General features: G+C 57.3%; 22 protein-coding genes and 1 riboswitch. Of the genes, 7 read left to right on the plus strand and 15 right to left on the minus strand.

From position 1 onward, the window contains the following. Positions 1–49: 49 nt before the first annotated feature. The 11 genes from HALO_RS14900 to HALO_RS14950 form a co-directional block, all read right to left on the minus strand. On the minus strand, positions 50–1,345 hold the full coding sequence (locus tag HALO_RS14900; protein WP_050713587.1) for an adenylosuccinate synthase: 1,296 nt from the start codon (positions 1,343–1,345) through the stop codon (positions 50–52). Beyond that, the gene (locus HALO_RS14905; RefSeq protein WP_035578281.1) at positions 1,345–2,541 is read right to left on the minus strand and encodes an ATP phosphoribosyltransferase regulatory subunit; all 1,197 of its coding nucleotides are present in this window, start codon (positions 2,539–2,541) and stop codon (positions 1,345–1,347) included. Before HALO_RS14905 ends, HALO_RS14900 begins: the two co-directional genes overlap by 1 nt. 199 nt (positions 2,542–2,740) lie before the next feature. Beyond that, positions 2,741–3,637, minus strand: a complete 897-nt coding sequence (hflC, locus tag HALO_RS14910; RefSeq protein WP_035578278.1) for a protease modulator HflC — start codon at positions 3,635–3,637, stop codon at positions 2,741–2,743. Continuing rightward, a complete protein-coding gene (hflK, locus tag HALO_RS14915) occupies positions 3,638–4,915 on the minus strand; it encodes an FtsH protease activity modulator HflK (protein WP_035578275.1) in 1,278 nt (425 codons plus the stop codon). Between the two features lie 148 nt (positions 4,916–5,063). Next, a complete protein-coding gene (gene hflX, locus HALO_RS14920; RefSeq protein WP_035578272.1) occupies positions 5,064–6,374 on the minus strand; it encodes a ribosome rescue GTPase HflX in 1,311 nt (436 codons plus the stop codon). A 37-nt stretch (positions 6,375–6,411) separates the two neighbouring features. Beyond that, positions 6,412–6,660: an RNA chaperone Hfq gene (gene hfq, locus HALO_RS14925; protein ID WP_007114649.1), complete on the minus strand. Its 249-nt coding sequence runs from the start codon at positions 6,658–6,660 to the stop codon at positions 6,412–6,414. Between the two features lie 191 nt (positions 6,661–6,851). Further along, positions 6,852–7,790: a tRNA (adenosine(37)-N6)-dimethylallyltransferase MiaA gene (miaA, locus tag HALO_RS14930; protein ID WP_035578269.1), complete on the minus strand. Its 939-nt coding sequence runs from the start codon at positions 7,788–7,790 to the stop codon at positions 6,852–6,854. 47 nt (positions 7,791–7,837) lie between these two features. Beyond that, positions 7,838–9,781 carry a DNA mismatch repair endonuclease MutL gene (gene mutL, locus HALO_RS14935; RefSeq protein WP_050714187.1) on the minus strand — a complete coding sequence of 648 codons (1,944 nt, stop codon included), beginning with the start codon at positions 9,779–9,781 and terminating at the stop codon, positions 7,838–7,840. An 18-nt stretch (positions 9,782–9,799) separates the two neighbouring features. Beyond that, positions 9,800–11,263, minus strand: coding sequence for an N-acetylmuramoyl-L-alanine amidase (locus HALO_RS14940; RefSeq protein ID WP_035578266.1), 1,464 nt, complete (start codon positions 11,261–11,263; stop codon positions 9,800–9,802). Beyond that, positions 11,254–11,769, minus strand: a complete 516-nt coding sequence (tsaE, locus tag HALO_RS14945; RefSeq protein WP_035578264.1) for a tRNA (adenosine(37)-N6)-threonylcarbamoyltransferase complex ATPase subunit type 1 TsaE — start codon at positions 11,767–11,769, stop codon at positions 11,254–11,256. Before tsaE ends, HALO_RS14940 begins: the two co-directional genes overlap by 10 nt. Positions 11,770–11,780: 11 nt before the next feature. Further along, entirely contained in the window at positions 11,781–13,253 is a 1,473-nt protein-coding gene (locus HALO_RS14950) for an NAD(P)H-hydrate dehydratase (protein ID WP_035578261.1), read from the minus strand. Positions 13,254–13,397: 144 nt separating this feature from the next. Here HALO_RS14950 and queG point away from each other — a divergent pair, with 144 nt between their 5' ends. After that, complete coding sequence (gene queG / locus HALO_RS14955; protein ID WP_050714188.1) at positions 13,398–14,489, plus strand: tRNA epoxyqueuosine(34) reductase QueG; 1,092 nt, start codon at positions 13,398–13,400, stop codon at positions 14,487–14,489. Between the two features lie 16 nt (positions 14,490–14,505). On the opposite strand, the gene orn is transcribed toward queG, so the two are convergent. Further along, positions 14,506–15,099 (minus strand): oligoribonuclease, encoded by a 594-nt coding sequence (orn, locus tag HALO_RS14960; protein WP_035578256.1) that lies wholly within the window; start codon positions 15,097–15,099, stop codon positions 14,506–14,508. A 136-nt stretch (positions 15,100–15,235) separates the two neighbouring features. Between orn and rsgA the strand changes: the two genes are divergently transcribed. Genes rsgA through asd form a run of 3 tightly spaced genes read left to right on the plus strand, consistent with a single transcriptional unit; the run spans position 15,236 to position 17,969 of the window. Continuing rightward, the gene (rsgA, locus tag HALO_RS14965) at positions 15,236–16,255 is read left to right on the plus strand and encodes a small ribosomal subunit biogenesis GTPase RsgA (protein WP_035578253.1); all 1,020 of its coding nucleotides are present in this window, start codon (positions 15,236–15,238) and stop codon (positions 16,253–16,255) included. Positions 16,256–16,273: 18 nt separating this feature from the next. After that, positions 16,274–17,116, plus strand: coding sequence for a sulfurtransferase (locus HALO_RS14970; RefSeq protein ID WP_035578251.1), 843 nt, complete (start codon positions 16,274–16,276; stop codon positions 17,114–17,116). Positions 17,117–17,126: 10 nt separating this feature from the next. Continuing rightward, complete coding sequence (gene asd, locus HALO_RS14975; RefSeq protein ID WP_050713588.1) at positions 17,127–17,969, plus strand: archaetidylserine decarboxylase; 843 nt, start codon at positions 17,127–17,129, stop codon at positions 17,967–17,969. Here the strand turns inward: asd and HALO_RS14980 are convergent. Then, positions 17,946–18,608, minus strand: a complete 663-nt coding sequence (locus tag HALO_RS14980) for a TetR/AcrR family transcriptional regulator (protein WP_050714189.1) — start codon at positions 18,606–18,608, stop codon at positions 17,946–17,948. The genes asd and HALO_RS14980 overlap by 24 nt on opposite strands. A 180-nt stretch (positions 18,609–18,788) precedes the next feature. Here HALO_RS14980 and HALO_RS14985 point away from each other — a divergent pair, with 180 nt between their 5' ends. Next, positions 18,789–19,982 (plus strand): HlyD family secretion protein, encoded by a 1,194-nt coding sequence (locus tag HALO_RS14985; protein WP_081899042.1) that lies wholly within the window; start codon positions 18,789–18,791, stop codon positions 19,980–19,982. Between the two features lie 38 nt (positions 19,983–20,020). Beyond that, positions 20,021–21,529 carry a DHA2 family efflux MFS transporter permease subunit gene (locus tag HALO_RS14990; protein ID WP_035578246.1) on the plus strand — a complete coding sequence of 503 codons (1,509 nt, stop codon included), beginning with the start codon at positions 20,021–20,023 and terminating at the stop codon, positions 21,527–21,529. A gap of 20 nt (positions 21,530–21,549) precedes the next feature. Here the strand turns inward: HALO_RS14990 and epmA are convergent, their stop codons facing one another. Both epmA and efp read right to left on the minus strand, forming a co-directional pair. Further along, complete coding sequence (epmA, locus tag HALO_RS14995; protein ID WP_035578243.1) at positions 21,550–22,530, minus strand: EF-P lysine aminoacylase EpmA; 981 nt, start codon at positions 22,528–22,530, stop codon at positions 21,550–21,552. Between the two features lie 82 nt (positions 22,531–22,612). After that, on the minus strand, positions 22,613–23,179 hold the full coding sequence (gene efp, locus HALO_RS15000; protein ID WP_035578240.1) for an elongation factor P: 567 nt from the start codon (positions 23,177–23,179) through the stop codon (positions 22,613–22,615). Between the two features lie 99 nt (positions 23,180–23,278). Between efp and epmB the strand changes: the two genes are divergently transcribed. Then, positions 23,279–24,313 (plus strand): EF-P beta-lysylation protein EpmB, encoded by a 1,035-nt coding sequence (gene epmB / locus HALO_RS15005; protein WP_035578238.1) that lies wholly within the window; start codon positions 23,279–23,281, stop codon positions 24,311–24,313. Positions 24,314–24,524: 211 nt separating this feature from the next. After that, positions 24,525–24,647: riboswitch (guanidine-I (ykkC/yxkD leader) on the plus strand. Positions 24,648–24,693: the final 46 nt, after the last annotated feature.

Below are 24,693 nucleotides of genomic sequence, written 5' to 3' on the forward strand. Positions count from 1 at the left end.
GTTCATCTGCCCATCTGCATACTCACAATGACCAGCGTGCGAACCAATCTTAACTATCGAAGGGGTTACGCAGTACGATGGTTTCCATGCGGTCTGGGCCGGTGGAGATAATATCGATGCTGGTACCTACCTGCTGTTCGAGATAGCTGATATAAGCGCGGGCGTTGGCAGGCAAATCCTCTACCTTTTTAGCGCCTAAGGTAGACTCTTTCCAGCCTGGCAGGTCTTCGTAGAGAGGTTCGACCGCTTCATAACCTTCTGAATCCACCGGGGTTTCCAGCACTTCACCATCTTTACTGCGATAACCCACGCAGACGCGAATATTTTCCAGTCCATCCAGCACATCCAGCTTGGTCAAGCAGATACCTGAGACCGAGTTGATTTGCACCGCGTGACGCAGTGCCACGGCGTCAAACCAACCGCAGCGGCGGGCACGGCCAGTGGTAGCGCCAAACTCATGGCCACGCTCGGCAAGATGGCGGCCATCGACGTCAAACAGCTCCGTGGGGAACGGGCCTGAACCCACGCGTGTTGTATACGCCTTGGTGATACCCAGCACGTAGTCCAAATAGAGCGGGCCGACGCCAGAGCCTGTCGCTGTGCCGCCTGCGGTGGTATTCGAGCTGGTCACGTACGGGTAAGTACCGTGGTCGATATCCAGCAGCGAGCCCTGGGCACCCTCAAACAGGATGTTCTCACCCGCCTTACGCAGGTCGTGCACCATACTCACGGTATCGCATACCATGGGGCGCAGCTCTTCGGCCATCTGCATCGCGGTGTCCAGCACTTCCTGGAAGTCGACTGCCGGTTCGCCGTGGTAATTCACCAATACGAAGTTGTGGTAGTCGAGCACTTCGCCCAATTTGGAGGCGAAACGTTCGCGATGCAGCATATCACCCAGGCGCAGGCCGCGGCGGGCGRCTTTGTCTTCGTAGGCGGGCCCAATGCCCCGGCCTGTGGTGCCAATTTTGGCGATGCCACGGGCTTTTTCACGGGCCTGATCCAGACGCACATGGTAAGGCAGGATCAGCGGACAGGCCGGCGAAAGACGCAGACGCTCACGCACCGGAACGCCTTTGGCTTCCAGCTCACGGATCTCTTTGATCAGCGCTTCAGGTGAAAGCACCACACCATTACCAATCACGCAGGTTTTACCTGGACGCAAAACGCCGGAAGGTATCAGGTGGAGAACGGTCTTTTCACCGTCGATGACCAGCGTATGACCGGCATTATGACCACCTTGAAAACGCACCACGGCGGATGCTGATTCGGTGAGCAGGTCAACGATTTTACCCTTGCCCTCGTCACCCCATTGGGTGCCCAGCACTACGACATTCTTACCCATTATGATGCACTCGTCTCTTGTGTCAGGGCCGTTGGCTGCCAACGACCATCGATAAGCTCAAGACGGCGGTCACACTCATGCTCCGCCGGCCCAGTACGCTGCCCTGGCAGCGCTTGAATCACGCGTTCCCCCTGCTCACGCAGCGCGACAATGGCAGCGTTAAGCGACTCATCCTGCGTAGCGGGCGCCCAAATTGCCCCATGGCTTGGGGATGCCAGCGCCAGCGATGCCAGCTGTTTCAGGTCCATCGAGAAGCCGGTGGCCGGACGCGCACGCCCAAAGGCCCGCCCCGTATCATCATAGCGCCCGCCTTTCGCCAGCGCATGGCCGTAGCCTGGCACGTAGGCGGCAAACATCATACCCGTGTGGTACTGATAGCCGCGCAGCTCCGCCAGGTCAAAGTAGAGCGATACATCAAAGCGTGCCAGCACTCCCTGATAAAGGGCATCCAACTGATCCAGTGCCGCCGTGACTGAAGCGGGTGCGCCGGCAAACCGCTCCCGCGCCTGGCGTAGAATATCTGCGCCACCGTGCAGCTCACCCAGCGCCAGCAGCATATCCGCTAATGCCGGGTCGCTGACACTGGCGTCTACAAGCTGCGCCAGTTGACTCGGTGATTTTAGCGCCAGCGCCTCAAATAACGCACGCTCTTGTTCGTCGCTGAGCGCTGCGGCCTCTACCAGGCTGCGGTAAATACCGATATGCCCCAGCGCCAAGTGAATCTCTTCGGCGCCTGCGGCTTTCATGCTGGCCAGCGCCAAGTGAATAATTTCACTATCCGCCTCAAGCCCTGCATGACCAAACAGCTCAGCACCCACCTGCACCGGGCTACGCCCCCCTTGATGCTGATCCGCCTTAGCGCGCAATACGTTGGTGCAATAGCACAGCCGTACCGGCCCCTGACGCTTTAGCGAGTGGGCATCCATACGTGCGACTTGCGGCGTAACGTCAGCCGAGGCGCCCATCATGCGCCCCGTTAACTGGTCGGTCAGTTTGAAGGTCTGAAGATCCAGATCCGTACCGGTACCCGTTAGCAGCGAGTCCAGAAACTCCACTGGCGGCGGCATGACCTGGTCATAACCCCAGCAGTGGTAAAGATCGAGCAGCGCACGGCGCAGCTCTTCCATACGGCTTGCCTGAGGCGGAAGCACCTCATCCATGCCGTCGGGCAGCAGCCAGCGGTCAGCAATGGTCATGTAAACAATCCTGCAAGACGATGAAGGCCCAACAAATTCAATCAGTAACGTAGCATGGTCATGGGCGACATTAGCGTTAAACGAGGGCCACAAAAAAACCGGGCGACGCCCGGTTAGTAAATTCTATCACGTTTATGGGCCGGGTGAACCCCGCTTGGCTGTCAGCCAACCAAGACGAGGAGCACCGGCCAACGGCGGTTTACTCGCCGTTGTCTTCACCGCTTTCTGGTTCAGCGCTGCGCAAATAGCGGAAGAAATCGCTACTCGGTTCCAGCACCATCAGGTTGCCATCGCCAGCAAAGCTTTCGCTATAGGCATTCAGGCTACGCCAGAAAGAGTAGAACTCCTGATCCTGACCATACGCTTCAGAGAAGATCGCAGCGGCCTGGGCATCACCCTCACCGCGCAGTGTCTCTGAGCGCTCATTGGCCTGAGCAAGTAGAACCTGACGCCGACGATCCGCATTGGCGCGAATACGCTCGGCCTCTTCCTGACCCTGCGCGCGCCATTCACGGGCTTCACGCTCACGCTCAGAACGCATCCGCTCAAATACCGCGGCCGACACATCTTCCGGCAAGTCGATGCGCTTAATACGAATATCACGAATGGCCACCCCGAGCTCTTCGCGCATAAGCGCGTCGAGTTCTTCGGTGGGGCCCGTCATTAGATCATCACGGCGCTCAGCAATAATCTCCTGAAGGTTGAGGCGGCCAAATTCATTACGCAGGCTTTCATCCACCCGCGGCTGAATCAAGCGGATAGCCATCAATTCATCACCCGCCGTCGCTTCGTAGTAGCGCGTGGGATTCACCACCTGCCACTTAACGTAGGAATCGACGATCACCGCTTTCTGCTCAAGGGTCAGATAACGGCTGGTATCGGTGTCCAGCGTCAGCAATCGAACATCAAACTTACGGATCGTTTGCGCGATCGGCACCTTGGCGTGCAGGCCAGCCTGAATATTCTCTTCAATGACCTCACCAAAACGCAGCTTAACGGCGCGCTCGGTTTCGTCTACGACATACAGAGTGTTGCTCGCCAGCCACGCCACGGCAGCCAGACCACCAACAATCAGCAGGGATCGATTATTAATCATTTACCGGCCCTCCCTGCGGATGGAGCTACTATTGCTATTCGATGAAGAACTGGAGCTGCCCTGGGTGTTGCGTAACCGCTCAAGCACACTCGGGTCTAGCTGTTCATCGCTGTTGTCGCTTCCGCTGGAAGAGTTATTTCGATTACTGCTTCCACCGCTTAGCTGATCGAGGGGCAGGTACATCAACGGCGCATTTTCGCTTACATCCAGCAGTACCTTCGGCGTTTTGCCAAACACCTCTTCCATCGTGTCCAGATACATACGCTCGCGCATGATATCAGGCGCATTGCTGTACTCGGTCAACAGCGAGTTAAAGCGGTTGGCTTGACCCTGCGCTTCAGCGACGACCGACTCACGATAACCCTGGCCCTGCTCAACAATACGCTGCGCCTGACCTTGCGCTTCAGGAATGATCGCATTGGCGTAAGCAATACCTTGGTTGATGGTACGCTGGCGATCTTCACGAGCACGAATAACATCATCGAATGCGTCAATCACTGGCGCGGGCGCCGAGGTAGACTCAATGTTGATGGTTTGTAGACGAATACCGGCACCATAGTTGTCGAGATAGGACTGCAGACGACTAGCGACCGAGCTACCCAGAATTTCACGACCCGAGGTCAGGATATCGATCATATCGGTACCACCAACGACGTGACGGAGCGCCGAATCCAGTGCGTTCTCAATCGAGATGGCAGGATCACGTACGTTAAGTACGAAATCGCCCGGATTAGCCACTTGGTACTGGGCAGAAATTTCCACTTCGACGATGTTTTCGTCGCGGGTCAGCATCGACTGCGTTTGTGACAGCGAACGCACACGTGTCACGTTGACCATGCGGACATCATCAATCAACGGCGGATTCCACTGGAGACCGGGGTTGACAACGCCTTGGTATTCACCAAAGCGGAGTACAACACCACGTTCGGATTGGTCAACCAGATAGAAGCCCATGGCCGCCCAGATAGCCAGTGCCACGATAATCAGCAAGCCTGGCAGCGCAAAGGGGTTGCGGTTTTTATCACTACCGCCACCGCCGGTTTTTTTACCACCGCCTTTTTTACCACCACCCAACATACCGTTGAGCTTGTCCTGAAACTTTTTCAGCGCTTCATCCAGGTCAGGAGGCCCTTGGTTGTTGCCCCCTTTATTACCGTTATTGCCGCCGCCGTTGCCATTGTTATTGCCACGGTTTCCATCACCATCATTTCCACCGCGTCGGCCGCCGCTACTCCAAGGGTCGTGCTGGTTGCCACCACCAGGCTCATTCCAGGCCATACTTCTTCTCCACTAAGGGTATTCGCTCGCGCATCTGGCTTCGTAAATCAACGAAGCGCTGGCGTTTTGATATTATTGCTATGTAAATCTTGTACCGTTTTTATACAAAAGCAGATACTGACAGCGTACTAGACATTAAACGGTGAGGCTACCAATCTTCAGTTTCCTGCAACGCTGCAGGTAAATAGGTATTGGCACGCTCGCCTAGCTGAGCCATTAGCTGGTTGAAATCGCGCCGCGGCAAACGCACATCCAGCACCGACTGCCCCTGCTCGTCAAAAGCCTCTTCGCGAACAGCATTCAACTCGTGAAGGCCAGCGCGCAGCTTACCTTGCTCAGGAGTGAGTGTCAGCGAAAAGCCAATGACATCGTTGGCCAGGCGCTCGGTTAATGCTTCATGGAGTAGCTCAAGGCCCTGCCCCTGCTGGGCCGAGAGCCAAACCACTTCGGGTACGCCATGGCCATCACGCTCTATGCGTGGGGCACTATCGAGCTTATCAATTTTGTTCATGACCTTGAGTACCGGCACATCATCCGCGCCGATCTCTTTGAGCACTAACTCCACCTGCTCCACGTTTAACTCGCGGTCAGGGTCTGCGGCATCAATGACGTGCACCAACAGCGACGCTTCCGATGCTTCTTGAAGCGTGGCTTGAAATGCCTCAACTAACTTGTGTGGCAAATGGCGAATAAAGCCCACGGTATCGGCCATCACGACGGCGCCAACGTCTTCAATCTCAAGCCGTCGCAGCGTGGGGTCAAGTGTCGCAAACAGCTGGTCGGCGGCATACACCTCGGCGTTGGTCAAGGCGTTAAACAGCGTCGACTTCCCGGCGTTGGTGTAACCGACCAGCGATACGCTATGAATTTCCGCGCGCGCACGCGCACGGCGATTCTGGTCGCGCTGGCTACGTACTTTATCGAGGCGTTTATGAATCGATTTAATTCGCCCGCGCAGCAGGCGGCGATCCGTTTCAAGCTGCGTCTCACCCGGGCCGCGCAGGCCAATCCCGCCTTTTTGGCGTTCAAGGTGTGTCCACCCACGAACCAAGCGAGTCGACATATATTCAAGCTGAGCAAGCTCTACTTGCAGCTTACCCTCATGCGTTCGAGCCCGCTGCGCAAAGATATCGAGAATCAGACCGGTACGGTCAAGCACTCGGCATTTGAGCTCTTGCTCAACATTGCGCTCTTGAGAGGGACTTAAGCTATGGTTGAAGATCACCAGCTCAGCCTCGTGAGCCGCGAGCAATGCCCGCAGCTCTTCCAACTTACCTGACCCAATAAAGGTGCGCGAGTCAGGTCGGTGGCGGCTAGCAGTGAGTAGAGTCGCAGGCTCTGCACCCGCAGAGCGTACGAGCTCTAAAAACTCACCCGGGTCTTCACGTTTTTGTTCATCATGAAAATCGACATGAACAAGAACTGCCGTTTCACCGGCGTCTGGGCGTTCGAAAAACAATCAATACCTCGTGGACTCTCTTGCTGCTTCAGCGGTGTTAAATCTCCGCATCTTGCTCTGCCGGGTCTTGCGCAGGCAGGCGTACGTTGCGAGATGGAACAACCGTAGAAATAGCGTGTTTATAAACCATCTGACTGACGGTGTTACGCAACAGGATAACAAACTGGTCAAACGATTCGATCTGGCCCTGCAGCTTAATGCCGTTGACCAAAAAGATAGAGACCGGAATGCGCTCCTTGCGCAGAATGTTCAAGTACGGGTCTTGAAGGGACTGCCCTTTGGACATGTTGCTCTCCCTAAAACTGTCGTTGGGGTTAATTATCAAATGGCGTGCCCTACTGGTGCTACGCCGCACTATTTATTACTGCCCGAAAGGCCGAGTGATGCCCGAAGAGCTTTGAGGTTCGCGACAGGCCCAATCACTCAGCCAATCGAAAACACACTTACTAAGTTACTATCTTAGCGGACTATCTTACGCTAAGCACCGCTGTCACGCACGAGTTTCAGCACCTGATCCAGCGCGTCTGAACGCTGTGAATCAACCCAATTAAGCTCTGGCCAGCTTCTTAACCAGGTTAATTGACGCTTGGCTAGCTGACGAGTTGCGATCACGCCTCGCTCAACGAGCGAGGAATAGTCATACTCACCTTCCAGGTACTCCCACACTTGGCGATAACCAACACTCTTCATCGCCGGCAGGCCTAAATGTAAGTCATTACGCTTTTTGAGGGCGGCGACTTCATTTATCAAGCCCTCACCCAACATTACTTCGAAACGCTGGGCAATGCGTTGATGCAAAAGCGCCCGATCATTAGGTGCCAATGCTATCGACAACACACGCCAGGGAAAGGTTTCCGGCTGTTGTTCCGCCCATAGCTCACTCATTGGACGCCCACTGGCGTAGTACACTTCCAGCGCACGCATTATGCGCTGGGGGTCATTGGGATGGATACGCTGAGCAGAGATCGCGTCCACCTCAGCCAACTGCTTATGCAGCGACGATAGCCCTTCACTTTGCCATTGCGCTTCGAGCCGCTGACGAATGACCGGGTCAGCAGAGGGTAAATTCGCCACACCTTCGATTAGCCGCTTGTAATAAAGCATGGTACCGCCGACCAGGAGAGGAACTCTGCCCGCCGCGCTCATTTGTCGCATTAGCCGTAGCGCATCTTCACGGAAGTCGGCGGCGGAATAGGGTTCGGCAGGATCACGGATATCGATCAAGTGATGGGGCGCTCGGGCAATCTCAGCCGCGCTGGGTTTGGCGCTGCCAATATCCATGCCGCGATACACCATCGCCGAGTCAACGCTGATCAGCTCGTGCCCCAGCCGCTCGTGGAGCGCCATCGCGGTATCGGTTTTCCCGGCGGCCGTTGGGCCCATCAAAAAAATCGCCCAGGGGCGCGTATCAGCCATGCGCGGTTCCATCAGGTAAGAAAAGAGTAGCTGTAAAAGAGTAGTGACTATTGCCCGCGCAAGAAGAGCCGATCGAGCGCTTTAAGCCCCATCTGTGTCCAGGTAGGGCGGCCATGATTGCATTGGTCGCTGCGCTCGGTGCGCTCCATATCCCGCAGCAGCGCGTTCATTTCGTCGATCGTCAGCCGTCGGTTGGCACGTACGCTGCCGTGGCACGCCATGGTGGAAAGCAGCTCATGCAAGCGCGCCTCGACTTGATGGGTACGTCCATAACGCGCCAGCTCCTCCAGCATCTGACGCACCAGCGCTTCAGGGTCAGCCTGGGCAAGCAAGGCGGGCAATTGGCGCACCAGCAGCGTCTCTGGCCCGGCAATATCGAGCTCAATGCCCAGCTGGGAGATCGCCTGTTGCTCGCTCTCAGCAGTGGCCACCTCTGCCCGGCTAGCGGCAATGGAGACGGGCACCAGCAACGGTTGCGCATCCAACCCTTTAGCAGCGGCCAGCTGTGTTTTCATACGCTCATAGACAATGCGCTCGTGGGCGGCATGCATATCCACCAGCACCAGCCCTTCGGCGTTCTGGGCCAGAACATAGATACCGTGCAACTGCCCTAGCGCAAAACCTAGCGGCGGCGCTGCAGTGGGGTCGTTGTCGGGCATTGCAAGGGGCGCTTCACGCACCTCACTGCCCCGCCCACTGGGGACATTCGGCTGAGGCGTTAATAGCGTCTCTTCATGATCGGGGTGAAGCGCCTGATAGCCCTGCATAAAGCGCCGCACGCGCGCCGCACCTGGGTGGCGATCCGGCGAGTGGGTTAATGCGATGCCCTGCTGCTGCCATCGGGGCTGCTCGGCGCTCGCCTCTGAAGCCACGCCCTGTGGCGATGCGCCTGGCGTATTGGCCTCATCGGCAACCCCCTCGTCTGAACTATCGCCCGAACTATCTCCTGAACTATCTCCTGAACTCTCAGCAGGTTTAGCGGAGGCCAGGCAGTGGTGGAGGCTCGAATAGAGAAAATCATGCACCATGCGGCCATCGCGAAAGCGCACTTCGTGCTTGGTGGGGTGAACGTTGACGTCCACCACATCCGGTTCGAGCTCCAGATAGAGCACAAACACCGGATGACGGCCGTTAAACAACACGTCGCGATAGGCCTGGCGCACCGCGTGGGCAACCAAACGGTCACGCACCACCCGCCCGTTAACAAAAAAGTACTGCTGGTCGGCCTGGGAACGCGAATGGGTGGGTAGACCCACCCAGCCGCTTAGCCGCAAACCGCCCGCTTCGCGCTCGATATAGCGGGCGTGCTCGATAAAATTTTTGCCTAGCAGCGAGGCAATCCGCCGCTCCCGGGCCGACGCTGAGTGACCGGCAGGCAGTTGGTGAATGACTTTTTGGTTATGGCGCAATACCCAGGTGATGTCGTAACGCGATAGCGCCTGGCGACGAAACGCCTCTTCCACGTGGGCAAACTCGGTCTTTTCAGTCCGCAGGAACTTGCGCCGAGCGGGGGTATTAAAAAACAGATCGCGCACGCCGACGCTGGTGCCACGGGGGTGCGGTGCTGGCGTCACTCTGGCGTCCATACCCCGCCCTTCGGCTACCACTCGCCAGCCGTGACGGGGATCCTCTTCGGCATTGGAGATCAGCTCCAGCCGTGAAACGGAGCTAATTGAGGCCAACGCTTCGCCGCGAAAACCTAGTGAGCTGACACCCTCTAAATCTTCCAGACTGCCAATCTTGCTGGTGGCGTGGCGGGCCAAGGCCAGCGGCAAGTCCTGTTCGCCAATGCCGATACCATCATCGCGCACCTTAATCAGCCGCGCGCCACCCTGCTCAATTTCCACCTCGATGCGCTGGCTACCGGCATCGATAGCGTTTTCAATCAGCTCTTTGGTTACCGATGAGGGGCGCTCAACCACCTCACCGGCGGCTATCTGGTTAGCCAGCCGCGGGTCGAGCACATGAATACGCGGTGCAGTAGCGGKCACATCAGTCAACACGACACCTCATGAACGGGGAATCTGTAACACTTGGCCAACGCGGATCACGTCACCATTCAGGTCGTTGGCCTGCTTCAACTGATTCACCGGTACGCCGTGGCGCACGGCAATCGCCGACAGGGTATCTCCCGACTGAATACGGTACTCATTACCCGACGGCTGGCGTTGGTTATCACGCTGCCAGGCAAGCAGGCTGGCCGGCGGTGGGAAGCGCTCAAAGTGATCGCGCAGCCCACTGAAAATTGCTTGCGAAAGCCCCGACTGGTGCACAGGGTCGCGTAGACGACGCTCTTCGTCGGGGTTCGAGATAAACCCCACCTCAATCAACAGCGAGGGGATATCGGGAGACTTTAATACCATAAACCCAGCCTGCTCGACGCGGGACTTATGTAGCCGATTAATTCGCCCTAACTGTTCCAACACCTGCCCGCCGATAGACAGCGAATCGTTTAAGGTAGCGGTCATGGTTAAGTCCAACAATACCCCGCGCAGCACCTGATCTTTATCGCGCAAAGAGAGGTTGCCATCAACGCCGCCAATCAAGTCGGAGCGGTTCTCGCTATCCGCCAGCCACTGGGCGGTTTCCGAGGTAGCGCCGCGCTGGGAGAGCGCATACACCGAACTGCCTTGAGGGCGTGGGCTAGTAAAGGCATCGGCATGAATGGAGACGAAGAAGTCCGCCTTCTGCTCCCGCGCCAATGCGGTACGCTGGCGCAACCCTATATAGTAGTCGCCGTCGCGCGTTAGCACCGCCTTGAAGCCCGGCGTGTCATTGACCTCCGAGGCCAAACGACGGGCAATTTCCAGCACCACGTCTTTTTCACGGGTACCTGAAGGGCCGATGGCCCCTGGGTCTTCGCCACCGTGACCGGCATCGACGGCGATAATAATGTCTCTACGCGGATGCGGCTTGGCTTCCTGAACCTCAACCGGTACTGAGTCACTGGGTGGCTCTGCTGTGCCCGGCAACTGGTTTTGCGCCGATGCCCGCTGGGCCTGAATTTCCTGATCCCGAATCATCGCCTCGATAGGGTCGATCGGGTTCTCAACGGCGCTTTCACCGGGATATTCGAGATCCACTACCAGGCGGTGCCCGTATTGATCATTGGGCGTCAGGGTGAAATGACGCGGCTCAATCTCACGGTTAAGTTCAAGCACCACCCGCAGGCCACCTCCCTCCCGTACGCCTGTGCGTACCGATTCAATCGCACTGTCATTCAAAGGCAGCGTGCTTGGGTCGGTACCCATTTGGGTATCATCTAAATCAATCACCAAACGCGCAGGATTCTCCAGCGAAAACACGTTGGCATTGGTGGCAGCGGAGAGATCAAATACCAGCCGGGCATGATCCGGCGCCGCCCACAAACGCATACTTTCGACGCTGGACGCTTGAACATTAACCGCCGCTAGGGCAAAAAAACTGGCGGCCAATAAACGATATACGCGTGCCGCTATGCCCTTTATTTCCATTGAATCACACCACTCTCCAACTGGTCGGAACTTAGCTTACTTGCGTTACTTAGCTGACGTTGCAAGGAGGTCAATATGCGTTCACCTTGCTCACTACCCGCGGCCAAGGAGACCAAACGCCCTGGATCAGCCACTTCCAGCACCAGACGAAGATCCGGCACTGGCAGCCATCCTTCACCGCGGCTGGGCCACTCAATAATGCAAATCGCATCGTCGGCCAGCACGTCACGACCACCGATAAACTCTAGCTCTTCTGGATCAGACAAACGGTACAAATCTAGATGATAGATCCGCTGGGAGCCTAGTTCGTAAGGCTCCACCAGCGTATAGGTAGGACTTTTAACCGCCCCTTGATGCCCGTAAGCGCGCAGAATGCCACGTGTTAGTGTCGTTTTACCGGCACCCAGTTCACCCTCTAGATACACCCGTCCGCGTCCTTGCAACACTTGCCCTAATGCTTCGCCAAAAGCTACCTGGGCCTCTTCACTGTCTAATCGCACCTGCATGTGGGCTGCCTTCACGGATTAATCAATTTTCGCGCATAGGATGCCAGATCGCTGGCCAGCAGGCCACGCTCGCCTTCTTCCTCGGCTGCGCGATCTGCCGCTAGCGCGTGCACCATGGTACCCAGCCAAGCGCTAAACTCCACGTCACCACGCTGCGCCATCAGTGCCCCCAGCATGCCGCTGAGCACATCGCCCATACCCCCGCTGGCCATGCCTGGGTTACCGTAAGGGCACACCACCAAGCCACTGGGGCCAGCAATTAAACTGCCTGCACCTTTTAGAATCACCACGCCCCCCCGGGCACGTTGCAGTGCCAGGGCGGCGGCAGGCCGATCCGCCTGAATATCGGCCACTTCACAGCCCAGCAGTCGCGCGGCTTCACCGGGGTGCGGCGTCAATACCCAGTTATCGCGGCGAACATCCGGCCACTGGCGCGCCAAAAGATTCAAGCCATCGGCATCAACCACCAAGGGCGCGTCTGACTGCAGCGCACTCTGTAGCACCGCCTGCCCCCAAGCAGCCTGACCCAGCCCTGGCCCGACCACCACAACGTCAACGTTGTTGGGCAACTCAGCGGCCTCAGCGCCACCGCGAACGCCATGGGCCATCACTTCCGGGCAGCGCACCAAGCTGGCGGCAATATGTTCAGGCGCCGTTGCCAAACTCACTTTACCCGCCCCCAACCGCGCGGCGGCCTGGCAGGCAAGTAGCGCCGCCCCGCCAAATCCAGGAGCCCCGCCCATCACCAGTACGTGGCCCATATCCCCTTTATGGTGGGTACGCAGGCGGGGCGCAAAGGCCTCTTCCAGTAACGAATCATCCAGCCGCCAAGCCGTGGGCGGAATATCAAAATAGGCCTGAGCCTTGACGCCTAGGGGGCGAAAATCTATTTCGCCGGTATAGGCCGGCGCATTCCCTGTGTGCAAACCCACCTTATCGCCAATAAACGTCACCGTGCAGGCGGCTTTAACGGCAATACCCAGCACGGCGCCAGTATCAGCCACTAACCCAGAAGGAATATCAATCGCCAGTACCGGCTGATCTGCGGCGTTAATCATTTCAATAGCCCGCTTGAAGCGCCCTTCTACCTCACCGGTCAAACCGGTACCTAGCAGTGCATCGACAATTATTTCGCCAGTAAGCACTATCCCGGCGCTCCACTCTTCGCAGCCTACGCCTGCGGATGTCGCCAGCGCTGCTGCACGCGCCGCGTCGCCGCTTAGTTCCTCAAGGGGTTTAAGGGTTACCCGCTGCACTTTAAGGCCAGACTGCATGGCCAGCGCTGCCAGCACATGACCATCGCCGCCGTTGTTCCCGCTGCCACACATCACGGTGATGCCACGCGCTTGGGGCCAGCGCGAGCGGAAGCTGTGCCAAGCGCTCGAGGCGGCGCGTTGCATCAACGCAAATCCATCGATACCACCGGCAATGGTGCGGCGATCGAGCTCCTGCACCTGGGCGGCTTTATATAATGGGCGTAGCATGGAAGTATTCGGGATCGACACGATCGCTCCTTTCACATGTTTTGATGGCTGCCAATGCGTTAGCATAGCGCGGCTAACGTCTAGCCGTTGAGTATCAACTTCCAATTCCTTTGGCTTTTCATTTTTCGCGACAAAACGGCGCCCATGCTTTCAGAAAACACTCTTACCGATCTTGCCGACCTGATTAAAACCTGGGGACGCGAGCTGGGCTTCCAGCAGGTAGGTATTACCGATACTGAACTGTCCGCTCATGAAGCCCACCTCGACGCATGGCTGGAAAACGGCCATCACGGCGAAATGGGCTTTATGGCCAAGCATGGCACCAAGCGTACCCGTCCTGCAGAACTTGAACCCGGCACTCAGCGCATTATCAGCGTGCGCATGGATTACCTGCCTGCCGAAGKGGAGAGCACCAAGGTGCTTGGCCAGCCCAGCCGCGCCTATGTTTCGCGCTACGCTTTAGGGCGTGATTATCACAAGCTAATACGCAAACGGTTAGCCCTATTAGCAAAAAAAATTGAGCAGGAAGTCGGCGACTTCGGTTATCGCGCCTTTGTCGACTCCGCGCCGGTCATGGAGCGCGCCCTAGCGCAAAAAGCCGGGCTCGGTTGGTTCGGCAAAAACGCCATGCTACTCAACCCCAAGGCGGGCTCGCTATTCTTTCTGGGCGAACTCTATACCGACCTCCCGCTACCCATTGATGCACCCTTTGAGCATGAACACTGCGGAAGCTGTAGTGCCTGCCGAACGGCCTGCCCCACCGGCGCCATCGTGGACGACAAAGTGGTCGACTCACGCAAGTGCATTTCCTACCTCACCATTGAACTGCACGGCGCTATTCCGGTTGAGTACCGTCGCGCCATGGGTAATCGTATTTACGGCTGTGACGACTGCCAGCTTGTGTGCCCGTTCACTCGCTTTACCCATATTACCCAGGAAGATGACTTTGCACCGCGCTACGATCTAGACCGCGCAACGCTTATCAGCCTGTTTTGCTGGGGTGAAGCGGAGTTTCTGGATAAAACCGCCGGCAGCCCAATCCGGCGCATTGGCTACGAGCGCTGGCTGCGCAATATCGCCGTTGGCCTGGGCAATGCACCCTGGAGCGAAGCCGTAGAGGCCGCACTGTGGGCACGCAGAGCCTACCCAAGTGCCCTGGTACGCGAACACGTCGCCTGGTCGCTTGAGGAGCAGCGCCTTAAACGCAGTGAGCGCATTGCCACTGACGCGTCTTAAACGCTACTCTTCTTAGCTATTCTTCTTCGTCGCTGCGCTGATCAACGCGCAAAAACGTATTGCGATAATGAGCGAGCTCGGCAATCGACTCTTTAATATCGTCCATGGCCAAGTGCACATTTTGCTTACTAAAGCCGGCCAGCGCGCCGGGGTTCCAGCGTTTGGCGACCTCTTTAAGTGTCGACACATCGAGATTGCGGTAGTGGAAAAAGTTAAGCAGCGCAGGCATCTCACGCTCCAGAAAACGCCGATCCTGATGGATACTGTTACCGCACATCGGCGACGAGCCTGCCACCGCGTACTGCTGTAAAAACGCCAGGGTTTGCTGCTCGGCTTCAGCAGTTTCCACTTGGCTGGCTTTAACACGGGCAACTAAGCCCGACTCGCCGTGGGTTTTCTGATTCCAGTCATCCATCTGCGCCAGCAAGCTGTCCGGCTGTTTCACCGCAATCACCGGCCCTTCCGCGACCACGTTTAAATCCGCGTCAGTAATCAGTGTGGCCACTTCAATGATGCGCTCTATATTAGGATCCAGACCGGTCATCTCTAGATCAATCCACACCAGCAGATCATCCCGTGGCACCGCTGAATCCGTCTTTTCGTTGCTCATTACCGTTCTTCCTTTGCCCAAATGGCCATTAATATCATCCAAGTGTGCCTTAAATAAGCCCATCAAGCAGCTATACAGGACAGCTTGGCTAGTTGGTAGGTACAATGACCGCCATTGTAACGATCATCAGGTGATCATGAGCAAACGTAAATTAAGTCGCCAGCAGCAGTGGCGAGTCGAGAAAGTCCAGGCGGAACGTGCCCAGCGTGCGGAAAAGCGCGACGTACAAGACGCTGAAAAACTTGCCGCGGGCGAATACGGCGCAGAACAGCCGGGCCGTGTCGTTGCTCACTTTGGGCGCACTCTAGAGGTGCGCAACAGCGACAATGAACCGGTTCGCTGCCACTTACGCGCCAATTTGGACGGCCTGGTCACCGGTGACCGGGTGATTTGGCGCGCCGGGCAAGAAGGCTCCGGCGTGGTCGTCGCTCGAGAGGAGCGAGACAGCGTGCTCAAGCGCCCTGACGCCCGCGGCCTGCTCAAACCGGTAGCTGCCAATATTGATCAGCTGTTGATTGTGTTCGCAGTGGAACCCGCGCCCCACGCCAACCTTATTGATCGCTATCTGGTGGCTGCCGAAGCCACCGGTATAGCGCCGGTGCTGGTGCTCAATAAAACCGATTTGCTGCCGGAAGATGGTGGCGAGCTGGGTAAACTACTCGAGCGCTATCGTGAGTTGGGCTATCCCGTGGTGCGCACCACCACCGCCACAGAAACGGGGCTAGACGAGCTGCGCAGCCAGCTTGAAGGGCGTACGTCGGTGTTTGTTGGCCAGAGCGGCGTCGGCAAGTCATCGCTGATCGACCTTTTGCTACCCGACGAAACCCTGCGCATTGGCGCGCTTTCGGAAGATTCCCGTAAAGGTACCCATACCACAACCACGGCACGCCTCTACACCATGAGCCGCGCTGAAGTGGCTGACGGCGATCTCATCGATTCTCCAGGTATTCGCGAGTTTGGCTTGGTGCACCTTAATGAGCAGGAAGTCACCGACGGCTTTATTGAGTTTCACGACTATATTGGCCACTGCCGTTTTCGTGACTGCCGCCACCGCAATGAGCCCGGCTGCGCTTTACTTGCAGCGGTTGAGGCAGGCAAGATTCATCCAGCACGCTTTACCAGCTATCGGCGCATTCTCGATAGTTTGGATAGCTAGGATTTACAGGAGTTAGTCATGAGCACAGCAAGCCAATCGTCGGAAGCCAACCTGCTGCCGCTGATCGTTGAACCCGAACAGCTGCAGGAGCATTTGGGTGATTCACAGCTACTGATTATCGATGTGCCGGTCAACGGCGACAGCTATCGCCAGGGCCATGTACCCGGCGCTATATTCCTCGACTTCCGCTACTTGATGCGCGGCGAAGGGCCGGTGCCCAGCGATGTTCCCGATGTGGATGCGCTATCAAGACTATTTAGTGCCTTAGGCCTGACACGCGATACCCATGTAGTGGCTTACGATGACGAAGGCGGCGGCTGGGCGGCACGGCTACTGTGGACGCTAGACCTGATCGGCCACACCCGCTACTCCTACTTAAACGGTGGTATTCACGCTTGGCGCGATGCAGAATTCGACGAGAGCATCGAACCGACAGCCCCGACACCCAGCGATTACCATGCTGAGATCCTCAACCCCGATGCCCTGATCACTTGTGAAGAGATCAAAGAGAAGCTCAGCGATAAGCAGTTCGCGGTATGGGATGCACGCTCCAAAGATGAGTACGATGGCGTACGCGGTAACAATAAGCACCTGGGCCACATTCCCGGCGCGGTCAACATGGACTGGCTGCAGGCCATGGATCGCTACCGCGCGCTGCGCATCCGCGATTACGCCGAGCTTATCACCGAGCTAGGCGCACTCGGCCTCACGCCCGACATGGAAATTGCCACCCACTGCCAGAGCCACCACCGCAGCAGCTTTACCTGGCTGGTAGGTAAAGCCTTGGGCTTCAATATGCGCGGCTACGCGGGCTCCTGGGGTGAATGGGGCAACCGCGACGACACACCGATTGAGAAGTGAAAATATTACTGTGACTCTTTCCCAAAAAGCCTTTTCGCTACTCCAATATCCGCTGCCTCACCACGCGCTCTCGCGCCTGACTGGCAAGTTCGCCCAGTGCGACAATCCGTGGGTGAAAAACACCCTGATTAACGCCTTTATCAAACGCTTTAATGTGGATATGAGCCAAGCGCTGGAGCCCGACCCCACCGCCTACGCCACGTTTAACGACTTTTTCACCCGCGCGCTAAAAGCCGATGCGCGCCCACTGGGCGATGGCATCCTGAGCCCCGCCGACGGCACGCTCTCCCAATACGGGCTGCTACAGGCTGGGCAACTGGTACAGGCAAAAGGCCACACCTACTCCGCCCAAACCCTGCKCGGCGGCGATACCGCTCTGGCAGAAGAGTTTCTGGATGGCAGCTTTGCAACGGTTTACCTATCGCCACGGGACTACCACCGGGTGCATATGCCGGTAACCGGCACCCTGCGAGAAATGATCTACGTCCCTGGGCGATTGTTCTCGGTCAACCAAGCCACCGCCAACTACGTGCCAGGTCTGTTTGCCCGCAATGAACGATTAGTCTGTATCTTTGATACCGAGCAAGGCCCCATGGCAATGGTATTGGTCGGTGCCATGATTGTCGCCGCCATTGAGACCGTCTGGTCTGGGCAGGTAACACCACTCTCGGGTTACCCTCAGCGCATGCAGTTTGGCCAACCGATCACACTAGAAAAAGGCGCCGAGATGGGCCGTTTCAAGCTCGGCTCCACGGTCGTCATGTGCTTCGCCAACCAGGTCAATTTCGCACAGCTTCCCCCTGCCACCATGGTGCAAATGGGGCAGACGCTAGGAGCGGGCCACACCCGATAGAAAAATCGCGACACAGCGCCTTGCCCGGGCGCTGCACTGCGCCTCGTCAAGGCACAAACTGCGGCCAAGCAGCGCGTCAATATGCCACTCACCGAGCAACATACCCATAAACATACCGGCTGCTTCGCGGGGATTATCGAGGTTAAGGCGACCGGCGGCGGCCTGTTCGCCAAGATACATCGCTAACGCCTGACGCGTCTGGTCGGGGCCGCGAGTAAGGAACAGCTCGCAAAGCTCGGGGGACCGCTCGGCCTCAAAGGCCAAGCCGCGAACCAGACGAATCACACCGGGGTCACACACCAGCGTCAACATGCGGCGTCCCAGCTCATAAAGCACCTGCTCTAGGGCATGATGATCCCGCCGCCCCTCTTCCAGCACGGCCCAGGCGGTAGAGATATGGCGCTCCATGGCCGCGGTAAATAACCCCTCCTTGCTGCCAAACTGCTTGTACAGTGTCGCCAGTGACCCACCCGCGCGGGCAACCACTTCATTAACACTAGCGCCTGCATAGCCCTGTTCAAGAAAGACATCTCGGGCAGCGTCCAACAGGCGTTCGCGACGCGCCATACCCCGTGAAGTCACTATGGCATCCGCCCTATTAGGGCAATCGGGCGGACCTGATATTGTTGAACGAGGCATTTCCACTCCCGTTGAAGCATCCGAGTAATCGTCAATGATAGAGGCGCTAAGCGTGAATGACATGTGTTAGTGCTAGATATGTAGTGTAGCATTCATTACACTATGTATCTTCACTTCCAAGGGTGGTGTCTGCACCTCCCAGGAAAGCCCCTTTGTGACGGTAGGTATTGAGGAGTGGCCATGACAACGGATGGCAAGCGCAGCGAGGCTCAGGCCAAACACCAGCGCGACGATTCAGTCACAGGTCGAAAGGCAGGATCCAAAGGAAAAGCTAAGCGTAAACTACTCATCGTACTGGTCGGGCTCACTGCCTTGTCGGCGTTAGCCTGGTGGGGGCTGGGCTGGTGGCAAACCGGCCGTTTTATCGAAGAAACCGACAACGCCTATGTGCGCACCGACAGTGTCGCGGTGCGCACCGAGCTTTCAGCGCGGGTCGCCGAAGTAGCGGTGGACGACAACCAGATAGTGAAACAAGGCGATTTGCTCGTACGCCTGGACGCCGAAAGCTACCACGACCAAGTCACCCAGGCTGAGGCGCAGCAGGCCGTGGCGGCGGCCTCTATTGCTCAGTCCCGTCGTCAGGTGGAACTCCAACAAGCAGCTATCGATCAAGCTATAGCGGAGCAGCAGGCCACCCAGGCTAACGTTGATCAGGCGCGTCAGCACCTCGAACGCTCCTCCTCCCTGGCTGCCAACAACTATGCCTCACGCCAGCAGCACGAGGACGACCAAGCCACACTGCGGGTTGCCGAAGCCAACCTGGCTAAAAGCCGTGCCGCCGTCGTATCGGCCCGGCGACAGTTGGCCGTCGCCGAGAGCGATGTAACCCGCGCCGAGGCTAATCTAGATGCTGCCAGCGCCGATCTTGACTATGCTCGCCACCAACTGGACAAGACCCAAATCGTCGCCCCTCGCGATGGGGTGATCGGTAACCTGAGGGTCGAGACCGGTACGCTGGCACAGCCATCGTTGACACTTCTGCAGTTAGTGCCGATTGATTCGGCCTACGTGGCGGCCAACTTTAAGGAAACCCAGCTCACCCGGATCCGTGTCGGCCAGCCGGTCGAAGTGCACCTTGATGCCTACCCGGACATCACTTACCAGGGGGTGGTCGACAGCTTGTCGCCAGCCACCGGTACCGAGTTCAGCCTGCTGCCCCAGGACAATGCCACCGGCAACTTCAACAAAATCGTCCAGCGAGTACCGGTCAAAATTCGTGTTACCGGCCCCGCCGAGGCGCTAGGCAGTTTGCGCGCAGGGTTATCCGCAGTGCCCGAAGTCGATACCCGTGATTTGAACCCTCGAAAGGATGATGCGACCGAAGAGAGTCATCGTCCGATGGCCACATCTTCCGGCACTCTGGCCGATTCGTGAGCAACGTGGCCGCAGGTTCAGTCGCAGGCGTCAGCGATATGCCACCCTGGCCGCAGCGCATCGGCTTCATCGCCGCAGTGTTTGGCATGTTTATGGCGATTCTGGATATTCAGATTGTCGCCAGTTCGCTCAACGAGATCCAAGCGGGTCTGTCGGCTAGCGAAGACCAGATCTCCTGGGTGCAGACCGCCTACCTGATCGCCGAGATTGTGATGATCCCGCTATCGGGCATGCTGATGCGGATCCTCTCGACCCGAGTCGCCTTCACCCTCTCCTGCGTCGGCTTCACCCTGGCGAGCCTCGGCTGCGCGCTGGCCACTTCGATTGAGCAACTCATCGTGCTGCGGGCCATTCAAGGCTTTATGGGCGGGGCGATGATTCCCATTACCCAGGCGGTGAGCTTTTCAATTTTTCCCCGGCGCGTGATGGGCAGCGTCCAGGCAGTGATCGGTATGGTGGTGACCATGGCACCCTCGGTCGGCCCCACGGTAGGCGGCTATATTACCGACACACTGAGCTGGCACTGGCTGTTCCTGGCCAACGTGATTCCCGGCGTACTGGTCTGCTGGCTGGCGTGGTCTTACTTAGATATCGACAAGCCTAACCACGCGGTAGCGCGCAACCTGGACGTCATCGGGCTGATACTGATCGCCTTGTTTCTCGGCTCGCTGGAGTTTGTGCTTGAGGAGGGGCCCGGCGACGACTGGTTCGCCAGCCAGCGGATAATACTGTTCAGCCTGACTTGTCTGGTAGCGGGGGTGTGGTTTTTTACCCGCACCTTGCGCCACGACCATCCGATTGTCGATCTGCGCGCTTTTGCCAACCGCAACTTCGCGATCGGCGCGGGAATGGGTTTTATCATCGGCATTGCGCTCTATGGGCTGGTCTACATCATGCCGCTGTTCTTCGGTTTTGTGCGCGGCTATTCGAGCCTGCAGATCGGCCAAGTGATGTTTGTCACCGGGGTAACGATGTTTCTGTGTGCACCGGTCGTCGGTCAGCTGACCAACCGCCTTGACCTACGCATTATGCTGTTCATTGGCCAGCTGCTGGTTGGCGTGGGCACCATGATGAACAGCAACCTCACCGTAGAGTCGGGTTTCTGGCAGTTCTGCGTGCCCCAGATCGTACGCGGCATGGGGCTGATCATGTGTATCATCCCAGCCTCACGTATCGCCATGGGCACGCTGCCGCCCAGCGAGGTGGGCAACGCCAGCGGGCTGTTCAGTGTAATGCGCAACCTGGGTGGCGCTATTGGGCTGGCGCTGCTTGATACCGTGCGCGATATTCGCGAGGACTTTCACTGGAACCAACTGATTCCGGCCATCGATACCAGCCGTGAAGTGGTGGTGGCAGAGATCGCCAAGTACCAGACGATGCTCGCCGGCTCGGTGCCCGATGCCTACCACGCCGCCGTCGCGATGCTGGCCCAGAGAGTCTCACAGCAGGCCCAAGTACTGGCCTTTAACGACATTTTTACCTGGCTGGGGCTAATCTACATCGCCACGGTGCCGTTGGTGTTCTTACTTAAACGCATCGAGGCTTAGGCCCTAGGCTTACGCCGCCCCTAGCAATTGGGTGTCGAGAACGCCAGCACCTCTTCCAGACGCGCCTTACCTAGTGCCAGTTGAATCAAACGATCAATCCCCAGCGCCACCCCGGCACCTGCCGGCATCCCGTGTTCAAGGGCGGCCAGCAGGCGCTCATCGATATCCACTTCCGGTAAACCTAACCGGCGGCGCTCGGCGTTATCTTCAGCAAAGCGGGCGCGCTGCTCAGCCGCATCGGTCAGCTCATCGTAGCCGTTGGCCAACTCAATACCGTTTAGATACAGTTCAAAGCGGGACGCTACCCATTCACCGTCGGCATCTTGGTGGCGGCGCGCCAAGGCTGCTTGGCTTGCCGGGTAATCAATCACCACACTTAGCTCATGCTGGCCTAGCTGCGGCTCGATCACCATGCTCATCAACAGGTCAAGGCAGGTATCACGGCCTTCGCCAGCTAAGGACTGGGCAGTCATTTGCGCCCGCTTAGCGGCCAATGAGCGCAGCTTTTCCAGCGAGGTGGTAAAAGGGTCAACCTCTAAGTGAGTATGAAACAGCTCCCGGTAGCGGTAATGCACAAGCGGTCCCGGGAAACTGGGTAGCAGCGACATGACCAGGGTAGCGGCCTCATTAATCAGCTTTTCCAGCGTAAACTGTGGTCGATACCACTCCAGCATGGTGAATTCGATATTGTGGCGGGCGCCGATTTCAGCGTCGCGAAAACTTCTGGCGAGCTGAAAGATCGGCCCACTGCCAGCCGCTAACAGCCGCTTCATATGAAATTCAGGGGAGGTTTGCAGCCACAGACGGCGCTGACCTTTATCCGTCCGCGCCAAGGTGTGCAGCGACACCAAATGCACATCCGTACTGCCCCCCTGCCCCAGCACCGGTGTTTCTACTTCCAACACGTCACGCTGGGCAAAAAAAGCTCGCACTTTGGCCATTAACCGCGCACGAGCGCGGAGCGTTTCAATTGACGCCGAGGGTTGCCAGTCAATGGCCATCACTACTCCTTAGACACACGATTCACAAGTAAAAATGGCCMCGCACAAGGCGTGGCCATCAAAAAGTGCGAGTAAAAAGTGATTAAGCGCGGGAGACGTAGTCGCCACTGCGGGTATCAATTTTCAATACTTCGCCCTGATTGATAAATAGCGGTACGCGGACAACAGCGCCAGACGACAGCGTCGCAGGTTTAGAACCGCCCTGCGCAGTATCGCCTTTCAAGCCAGGATCTGTTTCAACGACTTCCAACTCAATGAAATTGGGCGGCGTCACAGAGATCGCCTTGTCATTCCAAAGCGTAATAATGTAGGGCACCTGCTCCTTGAGCCATTTCTCGGTGTCACCCAAGGCTTTCTTCTCCACCGCGTACTGCTCGAAGGAGCCATCGGTTTTCATAAAGTGCCACATGTCGCCGTCGGTGTAGAGATATTCCATCTCCAAATCCATGACATCAGCACCTTCCAGCGAGTCACCGGACTTGAAAGTCTTCTCACCCACGCGGCCGGTCATCAGGTTGCGCAGCTTAACGCGGTTAAACGCCTGCCCCTTACCCGGCTTGACCAGCTCATTTTCAACGATCGAACAAGGATCGCCGTCGAGCATTACTTTCAGACCGCCTTTAAATTCATTGGTAGAATAGTTCGCCATATTGCCTCTCAATTACCTATTCTTAACGACTTTGTCTGCGAAGCCGCAGCTTCACGCTTGTGATCAGTGCGCCGCATGATAACCCGAAGGAGGGCTTTTTTGCAGGAGAACATCATTATTGCCGCGTCTGAAACGCAAAGCCATGGCAGCTCAATGGCACGACCCACTTGGCAGCAGCAACTTTCCCATGCCATTCGCGACCCTCAGGCACTATGCCAACGGCTGGGGCTCAGCCGCGAATGGTTGCCCGGCGCCAAGTTAGGCCACGAACTGTTTGAGGTATGCGTGCCTGAAGCGTATCTCACCAGAATAGCCTATGGCGACATAAACGACCCGCTGCTGCGCCAAGTAATACCGCTAGGCGAGGAAGCGCTTACGCCTCAGGGCTACGTTGTCGACCCCCTGGAAGAGGCCGATCACCGGCCCGCTAAAGGGTTGATTCATAAGTATGCGGGCCGGGTGCTGCTGATCGCCAGCCCTAACTGTGCCATTAACTGCCGCTACTGCTTTCGCCGCCATTTTCCCTACAGCGACAATTCACCTTCCAGAGCCCAGTGGCAGGAAGCCCTCGACTACTTACACAACGACACCACTATCCACGAGGCGATTCTTTCTGGCGGCGACCCGCTGGCCGCCAATGACCGCCAATTGGCATGGCTGGTGGAACAGCTAGAAAGCATCCCGCACCTTAAGCGGCTACGCATTCATACCCGCCTACCGGTCGTGGTTCCTGACCGCATTGATGACGCCCTACTCAATTGGTTATCCACCACCCGACTACAAAAAGTCGTGGTGCTGCATATTAACCACGCCAACGAGATTGACCAGGCAGTCGTTGATGGCTGCACGCGGCTTAAACAAGCCGGGGCGACGCTACTCAATCAGAGCGTACTGCTGCGCCGAGTGAACGATAGCGTCAGTGCGCTTGCAGCGCTATCTGAGCGGCTATTTGAAGCGGGCATTTTGCCCTATTACCTACATGTATTAGACCCCGTGCAGGGCGCTGCGCATTTTGATGTGCCGGATAGTGAAGCCAGTGAACTCGTTGCTCAACTGCGCGATCATTTACCGGGGTTCTTGATGCCACGCCTGGTGCGGGAAATTCCTGGTAAGGGCAGTAAAACACCTCTTTGACGCTGACCAAGCGACACAAATCAGTGCAGAAGCCCACTTTTTCGCACTATTAAGATGCATGAAGCGGGCCCATGCCCCTGCCGCTCTGCAGGATTTTGCACTGTAATTATCTGAAACGGAAAGATTTAGATTGAATCGGCCACGATTTTGCCTTGTATCTAAGCGTAACAAACGGGGTATCGGTGGCTAACGCTGCCACACAATTTAGTTTCCAATAGATCGCTAGGGTTCCGACACCATCAACGTACGCCCCCTGATGGCTGTGGCTGGTCCGAGAGCAATCGACCTAACGCTAAGGCGTTAGGTTACACGGCGGGACAAAAGCCCGGGAGGATAAGGTGCAGTGATGCGCCGATGCCCCCGAGTTTTCTCTTAGCCGC

The sequence above is a fragment of the Halomonas sp. R57-5 genome, from assembly GCF_900070345.1.
GTDB classification, from domain to species: domain Bacteria; phylum Pseudomonadota; class Gammaproteobacteria; order Pseudomonadales; family Halomonadaceae; genus Vreelandella; species Vreelandella ventosae_B.